Consider the following 14,426-nt stretch of genomic DNA (forward strand, 5'->3'; position numbering starts at 1 on the left):
GAATTTTTACAGTAACAATAGTTTCATTTGCTCTACTTTGCGTTAATGATGTACTACAATGCACAATATTTTGGGAGGGAAACGATTATGTTTAATAAAGATTGCATCGCTATGCTGTTGGCGGGAGGAGAAGGGAAGCGATTAGCCCCTTTAACCTCAAGTATCGCAAAACCCGCTGTACCGTTTGGCGGGCACTACCGGATCATCGATTTTCCTCTCAGTAACTGCGTTAACTCAGGGATCGACACTGTAGGTGTACTAACGCAGTATCAAGCGGATTCATTACATGATCATATCGGTGGAGGAGAACCATGGGGACATGGTAACTCTAGTGAGGCAGGAATCTCCTTGCTTCCATCTTATCATACAGGAAATGACGAATACTTGGGAACGGCGGATGCTATTTATAAAAATATCGACTATATTGACCAACAAAACCCCGAAAATGTTCTAATTTTGTCGGGTGACCACATTTATCATATGAATTATCGCGAAATGTTGGAGGCTCATCAGGCCAATAATGCCGCAGCAACGATTTCCGTTATGGAAGTTCCATGGGATGAAGCACATCGCTTTGGGATCATGGCTGCAGATGCTGATCTGCGTGTAACCGAGTTTGCCGAGAAACCGGCTGAACCAAAAAGTAATCTGGCTTCAATGGGTATTTACATGTTCAAATGGGAATACCTGAAACGCCATCTCTTGGAAGATGCGGTTAACCCTGAATCCAGTCATGACTTCGGTAAAGATGTTATTCCTCAGATGTTGAACGAGAATAACCCCCTCTTTGTCTATAACTTTAATGGATATTGGAAAGATGTAGGTACGGTTAAAAGTCTTTGGGATGCACATATGGATCTGCTCTATAACGAGGAAGACTGGAGTCTTCAAAAAGAAAACTGGCCGATGTTTACTCGCGACTGGCGCTCCAAGCCAAGTGCTTACAAAGCAAGACATACGAAGATTGAACATGTGACTTCCATGATTCACGACTCTTGTGCCATCGAAGGTCGTGCGGAACGTTCTGTAATCTTCTGCGGTGCTGAAGTGGGTAAAGGCTCTGAGGTTAAAGACAGTGTGGTTATGCCTAACGCACGCATAGGCCGTGGCGTTCACATTGAACGTGCCATCATTGGTGAAGGTGCAATAATCAAAGACGGTGCCATTGTGAAGGGTACGGCAGATGAAATTGTTGTCGTGGGGCCTAACGAGATTATCTCTGCCAAGCCGGCTGTCCGTACACAACCTGTCCGTATATTAAAAGAAGTATATGAAAAAAGTGGGCGTCTGCGCGCTGGTGAGCTTTCTTCATAAATAAATATAAATATACACATATGAGAAAGGCGAGCCTTGGATGGCTCGCCTTTTTTGGTGTTGATATGAATGTTATGGAGCATGCATGTTTGATCATCACGTAGAAAAGTCTCTTATCTTTTGAAATCTTAAGACTTTTCTATATCCAATTTCACATCGCCTGCTGTTTGCTCTTCGTTGACTTCAGGATCACCAGACTCAATTACAGATTCCTCTGTACCCATCTCCTCAGCCACAGCGGGTAATGTAACCGTAACTGTTGTACCTGTTCCAAGTTCACTCTGCATCGTGATGGTTCCCTCATGCAGTTCCACCAGTTCCTGCGTAATCGCAAGCCCCAGTCCGGTTCCCCCGTTTTGATGATTTACCTGGAAGAAGCGGTCCCGCACTTTAATTAGGTGCTCCTCACTGATACCGATACCCGTATCCTGAACAGCTGCTATAATCTGACCATTCTCCTCTTTGACGGACAAGAAGATCCAAGAATTTTCGTGTGAAAATTTGATCGCATTATCCACAACATTCAGGAAGACTTGTTTCAGTCGGTTCCCGTCTCCATGGACATTATAAGCACGAGTCTCATCCGTTTCCAACTTAAGATGAACCTGTTTTTGTTCCGCTTTGGCCCAGACATTCAACATCGTTTCCTGTACAATTTCACGAATGTTGACGGTTCCTTTGACCAGCTTCATCTGATTCTGCTGTAATTTAGAGAAATCCAGCATCTCTTCAACAAGTCCAATCAATCGTTCGGTTTCCTTGGAAATGATGCCCATCCCGATACGGGTTTCTTCCGGATCATAACCGCCTGAGTCCAGTGTCTCACTCCAGCCCTTGATGCTGGTCAGAGGTGTTCTTAATTCATGTGAAATCGAAGAGATAAAATCATCCTTGATCTGATTACTGCGCACAATTTCATGTGCCATGAAGTTAAGCGTCGATGCCAGTTCGCCCAGTTCGTGCTTATAGTTTCCTTTAACCCTGACATCGAGCCGTCCCCTGGCCATTTGAGCAGATACTGCAGTGATGTTATTGATTGGACGCACAATGGAGTTTGCCATACCAATACTGATAATTAAGACAATCGCAAGCACAGCAACACCGACCGCAGCGGCAAGCAATCCCATATTTAGCAGCTTGGAGTTCACATCCTCGAGTGATGTCAGATATCGAATAACATAAGTATTTTCGCCGCCCAGATCAAACTTGTGTGAAACGGCCAAGACGGATTCTCCAGTACCTGGTTGTCTTCCAATCCAGCGTCCCATATCCCCGTTCAAAGCCTGCATAATATCACTTGTTTGCAACACAGCACGGTCAGATTCAAAAGCCGTCGAACTCGCCAATACGCGCCCGTTCAGATCCAAAATTTCCAATTCAGTATTGGACAATGCCAAATTCACAATTAGTCTGGACAGATTATTGCCGTCCTCCGTATTATTCTCACGGGCGATCGGTTCAAAAAAGTCCTTTGAATTGGAAATGTGGGTACTAATCGTATTGTAGATACTTTCATAATAATACCTTTGTACTGCCAACATAAATACGAATTCGACCAACAGCAGAGCAAGAAAAACTACAAAGAAATAATGTAGTACGATCTGCCGTGTAATGCCTTTTTTAATCATTGCTCCCGGCCCTTCCATTTGTACCCGTGACCCCATACAGTCTGCAGGTATTCGGGCTCGGAAGGATTGTTCTCAATTTTCTGACGAAGACGACGAATGTTGACATCCACAATTTTGGGATCACCCATGTACTCTTTGCCCCATACGTGATCTAACAACACATCGCGGCTGAGCGGTGTATTTTCTTTTTCCAGAAAAAACTGAATCAAGGAAAACTCCGTTGGAGTTAACTCAATGGCTTCATTCTGTTTTTTGAACTGTTTGGAGATCAGATCCAGTGAAAATGGCCCGGACTGGAAGGTAACCTTCGCCGCAGTTTCCCGATGCACGTTCACACGACGTAACAAAGACTGAATACGCGCAATCAACTCTGTTGGGCTAAAAGGCTTGCTTACGTGATCATCTGCACCAACGGAGAGTGCGTATACTTTATCCTGTTCCTGAACTTTCGCTGTCAAAAAAATAATACCCAGGCGTTCATTGGTTTCACGAATGCGTCGACAGACCTCAAATCCATCTATACCTGGCACCATGACATCCAGCAGAGCCAGATCAATATCCGGTACGGTTTGCAGTATGCGAAGCGCTTCATGACCGTCACCCGCTTCAAGTACTTCGAATCCGTTTCTCTTTAAATTAATCACTATAAAACTGCGGATGGATTCTTCATCCTCAAGTATAAGTACTTTACTCATTAAGTTCTCCCTTTCTATTCAGCTGAGAAGTATTACTCAGTGCATCTTTACCCGCCTCTGATTGTGCTACTCGTGAAGCAATAACCCGATCTTTGGTGCGCGTAATTTCCTTCCAGCTTTTACCCTTCTCCTGATCCCACTGGGAAAGGGTGAAATATTTGATCTCTGCCACGGTTTCGTCCGTATCAATCATTTTAAATCGAATATATTTTTCCTTTTCCGATTTGGTATCAATAGTGATTTTACCGTACCACTCTGGCTTGAGGTTTAGATGAAATAAATCGGCATCATCCCGGAATTGGAATGAGACAAATTGCTTGCCGTCTTTGCCATCCCATTGATAATAGGTATAGAACCACAACCGAGAGTCAAAAACGTAATGCTCCCAACCCTTCGGAGTCTCTTTGAGTCCAAACTCAATAATACCATCATTATCAACATCACCGCTTAAAATTTTGTCATCTCTATACGTTTGATCCGGTGATTTGAAAGCATTGACTAACTTGTTATCCTTAACATACATAATTTGTGAGAAGGAACTCCGATCATCAAGCTCTGCATCCAGTACAATGCCCATTTGTCCTTCTGCGATCTCTCCGCCCAGAGCATTATAAACTTCTTTAACCGTATAATCCGTCTGTACCCGATCGACTTCCTTGAAACTGCCATCTTCATACTGGTATAGCGCAATGGTTGCAAAGCCGCTGTTGTTCAGCGAAATGATCACAAAATCACTCTTGCCATCCCCACTCAAATCCAGCGTATTTCCCTGCGCATCATCAATGATATATTGATTATACGGGACTCCACCCAGAACCTGTTCCAATGCCCCGCCCTTGTACGAATAGGCAGTCAACGCTTTTTGCTCCTGTAAACTAACCCCAAGTATAATATCGGGATTACCATCATTCGTAATATCCAATACTTTAAAGGATTGCAGCTCATTTCCCGGCACATCAAATGTAAGTTTTTTAACCCATGTGCCCCCCTGCTCTTCCAAAATCATGCCATGGATTCGCACATTCTCATTCGGCGTCTCATAAAAAACAATCGCTTCCCGAGTCCCATCCCCGTTCAGGTCTTCCACTCGAATCATACTGGTATTATTCATGTCCTTGGGACGAATCAACGTGCTTTCTGGCGGCAGTTTAACCTGAACCACGTTGTATAGTTTTTCCTTATCTGTGGACATCATCGGTTTTCTCATCAAACCCTTGGGGTCGCTTATGACTGTACATCCGCTTAGAACAGAACCAAGCACAATCGCCATAGTTCCTGCTGCAATGAAGCGTCCCCACCGTGAATTAAACAATCTCATCACTCTTTTCAATAGTTTAAATCTGGTTTTTTTCTTGCTGTGTCAGTCTGCGTCCACGAATATCAAAAGCAATCTTGCCGTCTGCCAATCCCCAGATCCGTGTGGCATGTTTCTCAGCAAGCTCAATAGGCAATACCGCAATGACTGTTGCACGTTCTTCTTCACATAATTTTCGCAGTGTTTCCAGAACCGAATCTGCTGTGTGAGGATCCAGACCAATCACAGGTTCATCAGCCAGAACCACTTTGGCACCATGAGCAAGCGCTCTTGCAATGGCAACACGTTGCTTTTCACCACCACTCAGCTTCTCTGCGATCTGATGTGCTTTATCAAGTAATCCCAAGTTTTCGAGATAATCCATCGCACCCATATAATCATCAGAACGTACCATACCGGTTACCATTCTCCATACGGGAGTCTGACCCGATCGTCCGATTAGTACATTTTTAAGCGCTGTACGTCTAGGAAATAATTCTGGATTCTGTTCCAAGTATGCCCATTCCCGTTTAATTTTCCGTTTTCCTGACCAGCCTTCTTTCAAAATCTCGGCACCATCTACCGTAAATCGGCCGGAATCCCATTTCTCCATCATGGCCAGACATTTGAGCAACATGCTTTTCCCACTACCGCTTGAGCCAACTACAGCAATCATCTCACCTTGTTGCATATCAAATCGAATATCCCGTAGAACGGGAACGCGGTCCACACCAACGGATTTACTCAAGTTCTCTACTCTGATCATCGCGATGTCTCCTCTTGTCCATGTTTTTCCCTATCACTAGTGTACTCGGAAATGGACATCAATTTCCATGCGAACACCAGCTTCTATTTTAACACAGATTCGAACTCAGGTTTACGACGAAATAATATACCGGCCGCGCCGAAAAGAAGGTACATGATTCCCAGCAACGTGAACATGCTTCCGGGTGAAATCCAGTTGATCATCTGACCGCCCAGATTCGGTCCAATAATGCTTCCAATCGTGAAATGAAAGGACGCTACGACGTTAGCTGCAGGTAGCAACGCTTTAGGCAGAATATCTGCGGCATAGGCAAGACCCAGTGAGAAAAATGAACCGACCAGACCACCTGCGATCGTTAACAATACAAGCGCCCACCAGAAATGCGTACCTGCGATTGGAACCAGCATGAAGATAATTCCTCCGCTGATGCCTGCAAACATTAATATCTTCTTTCGCCCATATCGGTCACTCAACATACCCAGAGGCAATTGAAGGAACAAACCTCCAATTCCGATAAAAGGAAGCAACGAGGAAATCTGATTGGTGTCGAATCCAATACGCAAGCCGTATACGGGGAAGTTACTGTTCATACCGGCCTCCATATATCCGTATAAGAGTGCCGGTAACAGTGCATACCAAGCCCATGCCAGACTACGACGGAAGCGGCGTTCGGGCAGTTGGCCATGTTCTGCTTTTTCCGGCTTCGTATCCGGAAGCTTCATTAGTACCAGTAAAAGCACTGCGGCAATACATACGAATAACACCCAGAAAGGCACAGCATCACCGAATCCAAGCAATTTGATGCCCAGTGGACCAATGCTGAATCCCAGACCGTAGGACATGCCATATAGCGATATGTATCGTCCACGCTTTTCAGGTACAGTAACGAGCAGCACCCAGAGCTGAGCCGCATAATGAAGTGCGCTGTCTCCTATTCCAACGATCAGACGCAAAATGAACCATATTTTAATATCCGGCAAGTACGGAAACAATATTAAAGGGACCATGACCAATATCAGGCCACCCACAATCAGCTTTTTGAACCCGAGTGCTCCCAATAGACGCTCCGCAATTAGAGTCATGGCAAAAGAGCCAATGTACAACGCGGCGGCGTTTAATCCGTTTAACCCTGGTGAAACCCCTTTTTGCTCCAAAAAAATCGAAAGCACAGGCAGCAGAAGCCCCTGGCTAATTCCCGCTACCACAATAACCGTAATCAAAATCAGATAATTGGCTGTCGAGTGTGATAGTTTGGGACGAGTAATCGATGACACGAATTCATTCCTCCTGCGAGCACACAAAGAAAAATCGCCATCGCTGACGACTTTCGTATGGTATACATATGGTTTTAAACTGCTATTCATGGATCGGGGCTTTGCCCCGGACTTGAACATTATAGTGGACAACGCCCTGCAAAACAAGCCATAATAGAGGTTGTTCAAAAAGTTCACTTTTGATTACGAATCATGCCTAGTGGCATCATCAGCTTCGAAGATGAAATTCAGCCGAAATGTCCGTTGCTCACGTAGTTTTCCTACGCTCCGCTACTCCATTTCTATCTTCATTCCATCTTCTTGGTACTGAAAACCAGACTTTTTGAACACGCACTAATCGTACTTAAGTCGCTGCGTACATTTAGATGTGACGGGAGGATTCTGCAACATTATGGCTTATCATGTTAAAATTGATGTTTCACCGATATATGAAATGCTTAACAGCTTTCTGGTTTATGTCACGAAAAAATGGATTCAGCACCTGGATATTGGTCCTGAATGGATTCTGGAAGTGGAAGGCAAACTAAGTTCCAATGTTCGAGCTGCGCTCGCACCTGCTGCCACTTGGCCATTTGATGATTTTGATGTCTTGTTTGCATGGGCAGCATATCAAAATGATACATCGGAGAATCGTGATTTTCTGGACATGCTTGCCGGAATGACAGCGGAAGACCTGTATGCACGGGTCTCTCCCCTTTTGCCCGCTCTTACAATAGAAGAATCTACGCGCATTCGGAACAGTTATGTCCCATTATTGCGACTATGGGATCAACACTACTGTCAGAATATGAGTGAAGATCAGCGTGTATGGTTGGAAGAAGATGCCGAAGAAAAACGCATTTTGCTTGATAAAATGGGATCTGAACTGCTTATTGAATATGCTACAGCCGGCGTTCTTGTTGAACCGATGCCTGGACTGAACGAAGTCATCCTCTTCCCAACGGTGCACAATCGTCCTATTAATATGTACTGCTTCTATGAGGGTATGATGATCATGCAGTATCCCGTAGATGCACCTGAAGAGAATGAAGACCAGCCGCCAACATGTCTTTTACGTTTCACCCATGCACTGGCTGATCCCGAAAGGCTTCGCCTGCTTCGTTACGTATCGGATGAACCCAAATCCCTCGCTGAGATGTGTGAAGAATTGGGTAAAGACGAAGACACGGTCAAAGATCAGGTGATGGCACTGCGCATCGCAGGCTTGCTACGCACCCATCTGCTCGGAAGTAATCGTAAAGAGAAATACAGTATTCGACCGGATGGTGTATCTGAATTGAATATGTTCCTGGAATCCTATATTCGCATATAATTTAGTTGAACCATTGTGGAGTTGCTGGCTACAAGGAGTGAGTTAGAACATGAAAATAATGAAGCAACATATTTTGTTTGACCTTGATGATACACTCGTATATTGCAACAAGTATTTTAACCTGATTTTGGGTGAATTCTTCGAAAATATGCAAGAGTGGTTTGATGGACATTCTCTGACAACGCAAGAGATTCGCGAAAAACAGCTGGAGATCGATGTCACAGGAGTGAACAAGCTTGGATTCGCTAGTCATCACTTCCCGCAATCTCTGATTGATACCTATCGGTACTTCTCTGGCAAGTTCGCCAGATTAACTTCTCCCAGAGAAGAATCCTATCTGAGTAAATTGGGCATGAGTGTGTACGACCAAGCGGTTGAGCCCTACCCTCATATGGTTGAAACGCTTGAGAATCTCAAAGGTGCAGGACATTCCCTCTATTTATATACCGGCGGTGAAACCGTAATCCAGCAGCGGAAGATTGATCAGATGAAGCTCTCAGCTTATTTTGATGATCGGATCTATATCCGACAACACAAAAACATCGAAGCACTGGAAGGTATTCTGTCTAACGGTCCGTTTGATCGTCGTGCAACATGGATGATTGGCAACTCACTACGGACAGACATTATGCCCGCGGTAAAAGCCGGAATTCATAGCATATATATCAAACAGCCAAATGAATGGCAATATAACATCGTAGAACTTCAGCCTAATCCGGAAACTTCGATGTATACCATCACTGCACTGGAAGAGGTCCCAAAAGTCATACACGAAAACATACAACAGCAGCAACAGAAAAGGACCCTTGGATAAGGGTCCTTTTGCTTTATGGTTAACTAAGTTCAAGCATCCTGCTTCTCACCAGATAACTTGCCTGTTACTACGTCCTGCAGAATAATACGCGCCTTCACCGTACTCCCGTCTTTTCGTTTGAAAGACAGCACTTGCGTACTCCCCTTCTCAATCAGCGATTTCAACATCGTACTGGTGATTTTTTTGCCCGCATACTCTTTCCAAACCACAAACGAACAGCCTTCCTTGAAACGTGAACATCCGTAGCCCTTCTTACCCTCTATGATCTGGCCTGTACAGCCGGGAGAAGGACAGGGTGCAAGTAACTCTCTCGCTCCAGATGGGCTCGCAGTTGAGGACGAGGCCTTGGTGGTCGTGCTTTTCCCACTACCAGCTCTGGACGAAGATACCAAAGTCTGACGAGTTGTTTTTACAGCTGAACCGCTACTAGCTGTCTTAGCAGATGTCCTCGTATTTCCGGCTTGGGTTCTGGCTCCATTGCCTTTCCCCCTACCTGCGCGTGAATCTTCTCCAAAAGCATCTGCTGGAGCGGGAGCTTGTACACGCACTTTTTCAATAATAGACAAGGTGAATTTCTTGACGTTCTCCATGAACTTGTCCTGACCTGCCTCACCTTTGGAAATCTGATATAACCTTCTTTCCCATTGCCCGGTCATCTCAGGTGAAGTTAACAGATCTACGCCCGCACGGCGAATCAATTCAATAGCCGTTCTGCCTTTGAGCGTCAACTGCATTTTCTTCCCTTGCAGCGTAATATAACCTACGTTTTTAAGGCGTTCAATCGTAGCCGCTCGTGTAGCCGGAGTACCCAGACCACTATCTTTCATCGCATCTCGCAGCTCTTCATTCTCGATCTGCTTGCCTGCACTTTCCATCGCTTTCAGCAATGTTCCCTCGGTATAACTTTTGGGAGGTTGGGTCGCCTTCTCTTTGAACTCACTCTTCGTACATTGAACAGGCAAGTCAGGTTGTACAGCAAAAGCCTTATCCGTCCACTCCTCGGCTTCCTCTTCTTCATTGCCGTTTTTCTTGGTCTTCTTCTTGCCTGCGCTACCCTGTTCCTGATCTCCGGAACCGAGAACCACTTTCCATCCGAGGGACAACAGTTCTTTGACAGATGTCTTAAACTGATGTTTCTCTACTTCGGTGAGCACCGTATGCTGTTTATACTCTGCCGGAGGATAGAAGTGAGACAAGAATCGTCTTACAATCAAATCATAGATGTTCTGTTCATCCTTGGATAAGGTACCTGGTCGCTTCAATGTAGGCAGGATCGCATGGTGATCCTCAACCCTGCTCGGATTACATACCCCTTTATTATTTTTATGAACAAGCTCTGGCTTTGCCCCTTGCGCAAGCTCACTATAGGTACCATTTTTGAGCAGGTTCAGCGTTTTGTGCATACCTTCGATATTCTGTTCTGTAACATAGTTGGAGTTCGTCCGTGGATACGAAATCACCTTGTGTTTTTCATACAAGGCCTGCGCAATATCCAGTGTTTTTTTGGCACCATATCCGAACTTGGCATTAGCCTCACGCTGTAAAAGGGTCAGGTCATACAAACGATACGGATACTCCTTCGTCTGCTTCGCTTCGTATTTGGTAATCCGCCCAGTCTTGCCCTTCACACTGGCTGCAATAGCCTCTGCTGTCTCGGCATCGGTCAGCTTATCGCCTTGACGTAGCCCCCGGTACTCGACACCTTCCTGCCGAAACCAGGCGGCCACTTCATAAAAGGTCTGCGACTGGAATGCTTCAATCTCGATTTCCCGATCATAAATTAGCGCCAGTACTGGCGTCTGCACACGACCTACAGACAACAATGCATTATGACGGGTTGTAAACGCCCGTGAGGCATTCATACCGATCAGCCAATCGGCTTCACTTCTGGCGCGAGCTGCATGGGTCAGATTTTCAAATTCAGAGGCATCCTTCAGACCATCAAAACCACGTCTAATGCTCTCTGCTGTCAAATCCGATATCCATAGACGCTTTACAGGCTGACGTAGCTTCAGTTGCTGCTGAATGAGGGCGAAGATGTACTGCCCTTCTCTCCCTGCATCGCAAGCATTAACGATCGCTGAAGCACGTTTTGCCAGTTCTCCAATCATTTTGAGCTGATCTTTTGTTCTCGGATTGGGTACAATCTTGAACTGATCGGGTATGATCGGCAGGTCCGCTATGTTCCAGCGCTTGTACTTCGTATCATAGGCATCCGGTTCAGCCAGTCCAAGCAAATGCCCAATCGCCCAAGTGATGATGTAATGCTCACCCTCCAGATACGTGCGATTGTTCTTGGCCCTTGGTTCTATGACGGCGGCAATGGTTCGACCCATGTCGGGTTTTTCCGCTATAACCAGTGTCTTCATCCGTCCATCTCTCCTCCTTCACCGTCCGCATGACGGCAAAAAGGGGCCTTCCGCCGACGGAAGCCCCTTGCTTCTGATACTCATTATATCAGATTTTGAATTCGGGAGCACCCTCCCGAATTGAATTATCCTGCTGCCTGTTCTTTAAGTACATGCTTTTGTCTGCACTCTTTGCATACACCTTGAAAATCCAAACGATGATCTGTGACAGCGAAGCCATACTGACGCTCAATTTGTTGTTCCAAACGAAGTAGACCATCTTCCATAATCTCTTCTACTTTGCCACATTCTGTACAGATCAAGTGATGGTGGTGATGGGAACCATCCGTACTTCGCAGATCGAAACGCGCAGCACCGTCGCCAAAGTTAATCTTTTCAACGACCTGAAGGTCACTCAGCAGTTCGAGAGTTCGGTATACGGTAGCCAATCCAATCTCAGGGAACTGCTCCTTAACCAGAAGAAATACTTCTTCTGCGCTAAAATGATCCTTCTCATGTTCAAGCAATACACGTACAGTAACTTCCCGTTGTTGTGTTAACTTATATCCTTTTTCAACCAATTGATTTTTAATGTGAAATATCTGTTCTGAAATGGACTTGTCCCGGTTACTTGCCATAGCAGGTCGCACCTCCGGTTTATATTCATTAGTTTTTACTTTTATCGTACTCATTGTTGGTTTCAGTGAATCCTTATTTATAATCATTATAATATAATAATAAATCTTTATCACTCAAAAAGCAATGCTATTGGTCACACTTACGTGAAATATGTAGCCTTTTCTATTCAAAAGACAACAAACAACCCCCGCTGAACGCGAGGGTTGTCATTGATATCTAATCTATACTTTTACTTGTTTAGTATTCATGTAAATCCGTTCTTGTTGTAGTACGTTACACCAGAACCGTAGCACCCATCAAGTATTTGTCCACTTCACGAGCAGCCTCACGGCCTTCATTAATCGCCCATACAACCAAGCTTTGACCACGACGCATGTCACCTGCTGCAAATACTTTATCCACATTGGTGTTGTATTTGCCATAACGTGCTTTAACGTTCGTACGACGATCTGTTGCAAGCCCCAGTTGCTCTACCAACGTTTGTTCCGGTCCATCAAAACCAATCGCAATCATGGCCATTTGAGCCGGGAATACACGCTCTGTACCTGGAATTGGCTGATAAATCTTGCGACCTGTCTCATCTACAATACGCTCGATCTGCACCGTATGCAATTCTTTGAGGTTCCCCTCATCGTCTCCAACAAATTTGGTTGTCATGATTGAGAATTCACGCGGATCTTGACCAAACAATGCTTTGGCTTCCTCTTGAGCATAATCAAGTGTATACACATTCGGGAATTGCGGCCAAGGGTTGTTAATGCGATCACGTTCCATCGGTGCTTGTGTATGCGTACCGAATTGTGTAACAGTACGACAACCATGACGCAGCGATGTAGCTACACAGTCAGATCCTGTATCTCCGCCACCAATGACGATAATGTCTTTTTCCTTAGCGGACAGATATTGGCCGTCTTCCAGATTGGAGTCCAGATAGCTCTTAATGCTGCCATTCAGGAAATCCATGGCGTAATGAACGCCTTTCAAGTCGCTGCCTTCAATGTTGAATTCACGTGGTTTGGTTGCACCACCGCACAATACAACAGCGTCGTAATCATCTACCAGTTGTTGTGCTGCAATATCTTTACCGATCTCCGTGTTCGTGATAAATTGGATACCTTCTGCTTCAAGCAGATCAACACGACGTTGAACTACATTTTTATCCAATTTCATCGTCGGGATCCCATACATCAGCAATCCGCCGACACGGTCCGAACGCTCAAACACTGTTACCAAGTGTCCTGCTTTATTCAACTGAGCCGCAGTAGCCAATCCCGCTGGACCAGAGCCTACGACAGCTACACGTTTACCCGTACGTTTTTCAGGAGGTTGGGGAACCACCCATCCTTCTTCGAAACCTTTTTCAATAATAGCTTCTTCAATGGTTTTGATGGTTACAGGCTGACCAATTAAGCCAACTGTACATGATCCTTCACAAGGAGCAGGACAGACGCGACCTGTAAATTCCGGGAAATTATTCGTTTTGTGAAGGCGCTCAAGCGCTTCTCTCCACAGTCCGCGATATACAAGATTATTCCATTCTGGAATCAGGTTATGCACGGGGCAACCTGACGTGCCGCCAATCATATCTATACCTGTATGGCAATACGGGGTACCACAATCCATGCATCGTGCACCTTGTGTTCTGAGTTCTTCTTCTGCCATATGTTTATGAAACTCTTCCCAATCCTTAATCCGCTCCGCTGGCTCTCGATCCGCTGGCAGTTGACGTTTGTATTCCATAAATCCAGTAGGTGTAGACATCTTACGTTTTCCCCCATCCGTTCTTGTCTTAATCCCTTCATTGGCATGGTTCTATATGAAATGGATTACTCATTACTTGAGTTTTTGTCTATTGTATCACAAAATCTTCTCGAAGATATTTCAATTATAGTAGCATTTATAGTGCTGAATATTAAATGGATTATCCGCATAATTATTTGTATTTTATACATCATATCTTTCAAGTCTACCTATGGTCAATACCCTTATTTTGGTGTTAAATGTGGTTTTGAACTGCGAAATCTGGTGTTTGTTAGAGAGATAAAAGCTCGAAACGTTATGTAAATGTCAGATAATTTGTCATCAAATTCAACATATTTTGCTACAAATCGTTCTTATTTCCGAATATTATCCCTATTTTAGGGCTTTACAACGTTAAAACCACAAATCTTTTACACTATTTTACTGTTGTATGCTAGGTTGTATGTATAATATACATAAGCATCATTTATTGATGTTATATTAATGTAATATGTTTCCCACTTTAAACAAGTAACTCATTTTTTTATAAAGAAAAGACGCTGTTCACGAATAATTCGCAATCAGCGCCTCTCATCATACAA

At 44.6% G+C, this 14,426-nt stretch carries 11 protein-coding genes; 3 read left to right on the plus strand and 8 right to left on the minus strand.

Annotation, left to right across the window (positions count from 1 at the left end):
• Nucleotides 1-87 precede the first annotated feature (87 nt).
• The gene (locus OM416_RS03295; RefSeq protein ID WP_319951886.1) at nucleotides 88-1,314 is read left to right on the plus strand and encodes a glucose-1-phosphate adenylyltransferase; all 1,227 of its coding nucleotides are present in this window, start codon (nucleotides 88-90) and stop codon (nucleotides 1,312-1,314) included.
• A gap of 128 nt (nucleotides 1,315-1,442) precedes the next feature.
• Here OM416_RS03295 and OM416_RS03300 read toward each other — a convergent pair whose 3' ends face one another.
• The 5 genes from OM416_RS03300 to OM416_RS03320 form a co-directional block, all read right to left on the minus strand.
• Complete coding sequence (locus tag OM416_RS03300; RefSeq protein ID WP_264926976.1) at nucleotides 1,443-2,942, minus strand: sensor histidine kinase; 1,500 nt, start codon at nucleotides 2,940-2,942, stop codon at nucleotides 1,443-1,445.
• On the minus strand, nucleotides 2,939-3,637 hold the full coding sequence (locus OM416_RS03305; protein WP_017688086.1) for a response regulator transcription factor: 699 nt from the start codon (nucleotides 3,635-3,637) through the stop codon (nucleotides 2,939-2,941). Before OM416_RS03305 ends, OM416_RS03300 begins: the two co-directional genes overlap by 4 nt.
• The gene (locus tag OM416_RS03310; protein WP_264926982.1) at nucleotides 3,630-4,949 is read right to left on the minus strand and encodes a hypothetical protein; all 1,320 of its coding nucleotides are present in this window, start codon (nucleotides 4,947-4,949) and stop codon (nucleotides 3,630-3,632) included. The genes OM416_RS03305 and OM416_RS03310 overlap by 8 nt, the downstream gene beginning before the upstream one ends.
• Before the next feature lie 22 nt (nucleotides 4,950-4,971).
• Complete coding sequence (locus OM416_RS03315) at nucleotides 4,972-5,697, minus strand: phosphonate ABC transporter ATP-binding protein (RefSeq protein ID WP_062834868.1); 726 nt, start codon at nucleotides 5,695-5,697, stop codon at nucleotides 4,972-4,974.
• A gap of 83 nt (nucleotides 5,698-5,780) precedes the next feature.
• A complete protein-coding gene (locus OM416_RS03320; protein WP_264926985.1) occupies nucleotides 5,781-6,971 on the minus strand; it encodes an MFS transporter in 1,191 nt (396 codons plus the stop codon).
• A gap of 391 nt (nucleotides 6,972-7,362) precedes the next feature.
• Here OM416_RS03320 and OM416_RS03325 point away from each other — a divergent pair, with 391 nt between their 5' ends.
• Entirely contained in the window at nucleotides 7,363-8,283 is a 921-nt protein-coding gene (locus OM416_RS03325; protein ID WP_264926987.1) for an ArsR/SmtB family transcription factor, read from the plus strand.
• Between the two features lie 49 nt (nucleotides 8,284-8,332).
• Nucleotides 8,333-9,097, plus strand: a complete 765-nt coding sequence (locus tag OM416_RS03330; protein ID WP_264926989.1) for an HAD family hydrolase — start codon at nucleotides 8,333-8,335, stop codon at nucleotides 9,095-9,097.
• 29 nt (nucleotides 9,098-9,126) lie between these two features.
• On the opposite strand, the gene OM416_RS03335 is transcribed toward OM416_RS03330, so the two are convergent.
• The 3 genes from OM416_RS03335 to OM416_RS03345 form a co-directional block, all read right to left on the minus strand.
• Nucleotides 9,127-11,466, minus strand: a complete 2,340-nt coding sequence (locus tag OM416_RS03335) for a type IA DNA topoisomerase (RefSeq protein ID WP_264926991.1) — start codon at nucleotides 11,464-11,466, stop codon at nucleotides 9,127-9,129.
• 125 nt (nucleotides 11,467-11,591) lie between these two features.
• Complete coding sequence (locus tag OM416_RS03340) at nucleotides 11,592-12,083, minus strand: Fur family transcriptional regulator (RefSeq protein ID WP_036613667.1); 492 nt, start codon at nucleotides 12,081-12,083, stop codon at nucleotides 11,592-11,594.
• Between the two features lie 274 nt (nucleotides 12,084-12,357).
• Nucleotides 12,358-13,845, minus strand: coding sequence for a glutamate synthase subunit beta (locus tag OM416_RS03345; protein WP_264926993.1), 1,488 nt, complete (start codon nucleotides 13,843-13,845; stop codon nucleotides 12,358-12,360).
• Between the last annotated feature and the right edge of the window lie 581 nt (nucleotides 13,846-14,426).

The sequence above is a fragment of the Paenibacillus sp. LS1 genome, from assembly GCF_026013365.1.
GTDB lineage: Bacteria > Bacillota > Bacilli > Paenibacillales > Paenibacillaceae > Paenibacillus.

Excerpts from the sequence above, each read along its gene's own strand:
- OM416_RS03315 (WP_062834868.1), bottom strand. The coding sequence starts at position 5,697 with ATGATCAGAGTAGAGAACTTGAGTAAATCCGTTGGTGTGGACCGCGTT.
- OM416_RS03295 (WP_319951886.1), top strand. The coding sequence starts at position 88 with ATGTTTAATAAAGATTGCATCGCTATGCTGTTGGCGGGAGGAGAAGGG.
- OM416_RS03325 (WP_264926987.1), top strand. The coding sequence starts at position 7,363 with ATGGCTTATCATGTTAAAATTGATGTTTCACCGATATATGAAATGCTT.
- OM416_RS03305 (WP_017688086.1), bottom strand. The coding sequence starts at position 3,637 with ATGAGTAAAGTACTTATACTTGAGGATGAAGAATCCATCCGCAGTTTT.
- OM416_RS03330 (WP_264926989.1), top strand. The coding sequence starts at position 8,333 with ATGAAAATAATGAAGCAACATATTTTGTTTGACCTTGATGATACACTC.
- OM416_RS03300 (WP_264926976.1), bottom strand. The coding sequence starts at position 2,942 with ATGATTAAAAAAGGCATTACACGGCAGATCGTACTACATTATTTCTTT.
- OM416_RS03345 (WP_264926993.1), bottom strand. The coding sequence starts at position 13,845 with ATGTCTACACCTACTGGATTTATGGAATACAAACGTCAACTGCCAGCG.
- OM416_RS03340 (WP_036613667.1), bottom strand. The coding sequence starts at position 12,083 with ATGGCAAGTAACCGGGACAAGTCCATTTCAGAACAGATATTTCACATT.
- OM416_RS03335 (WP_264926991.1), bottom strand. The coding sequence starts at position 11,466 with ATGAAGACACTGGTTATAGCGGAAAAACCCGACATGGGTCGAACCATT.